The organism is Plantactinospora sp. ZYX-F-223 (assembly GCF_039649625.1).
In the GTDB taxonomy this organism is placed as follows: domain Bacteria; phylum Actinomycetota; class Actinomycetes; order Mycobacteriales; family Micromonosporaceae; genus Plantactinospora.
Genome location: NZ_JBDJAV010000178.1, coordinates 1 through 962, shown reverse-complemented (window position 1 = coordinate 962; position 962 = coordinate 1). Strand labels below are relative to the sequence as shown.

Sequence of the window (962 nt, the reverse complement as noted above, 5' to 3'; positions counted from 1 at the left end):
GGGCGTTTTGATCGTTTTTGAGTTAGGTTGGCTGGTACTGGCCGGCCGAGCCCTGGGCCGGTCGAACAGCCGAGTTGCAGCTATAGACGCCGCTTCGCCCCGGTTAACGACGCATCGAAATGCCAGCTTCGTTCCACGGATCGTGTCTGATTCAAAAACCTGGGCAATCGTCGGACTCGACGTGCGACCTCCCCCCTTCCATCCACAGTAGACCTACCGTGTGAACGATCGACCCGGCTACCCCTCCGACCTGTCCGACGCCCGCTGGGCCCTGATCGCGCCACGACTGACCGCCTGGCGCCAAGCCCGCACCGACGCTGGCGTCCGTGGACGAACCGCCACCCACGACCTGCGAGAGATCTTCAACGCGATCCTCTACGTCAACCGCACCGGCATCGCCTGGCGCTACCTGCCCCACGATCTTCCACCCTGGCAAACCGTCTATTGGTACTTCACCACCTGGACCACCGACGGCATCTTCACCCAGCTCAACTACGACCTCACCGGATTGGCGCGCACCAAGGCCGGACGCGCCGCGCAGCCGACGGCCAGCGTGATCGACACCCAGAGCGTGAAGACCTCGACCAACGCACCCCTGCCCACCCAGGGCATCGACGCCGGCAAGAAGATCGTCGGACGCAAACGCGGCATCGTCACCGACACCCTCGGCCTGCTCCTCGCCGTCATCGTCACGGCCGCCAGCGCCAGCGACAACACCATCGGCATCGACCTACTGAACCAGGCCAAAGCCACCCACCCGACCCTGGCCAAAACCTGGGTCGACGCCGGCTTCAAGAACAAGGTCATCGAACACGGCGCCGCCCTCGGTATCGACGTCGAGGTTGTCACCAAAGAACCCCACATCAGAGGGTTCTCGGTGGTCAAACGGCGTTGGGTCGTCGAACGCTCCCTGGGCTGGATCATGCTCCACCGACGCCTGGCCCGTGACTACGAAGCCCTGC

Annotated in this window: 1 protein-coding gene; it reads left to right on the top strand. The window is 64.1% G+C overall.

What is annotated here, in order from left to right:
- Nucleotides 1-220 precede the first annotated feature (220 nt).
- Nucleotides 221-962: IS5 family transposase (locus AAH979_RS43060; RefSeq protein ID WP_346263882.1), on the top strand; the 742-nt coding region annotated here is incomplete at its 3' end.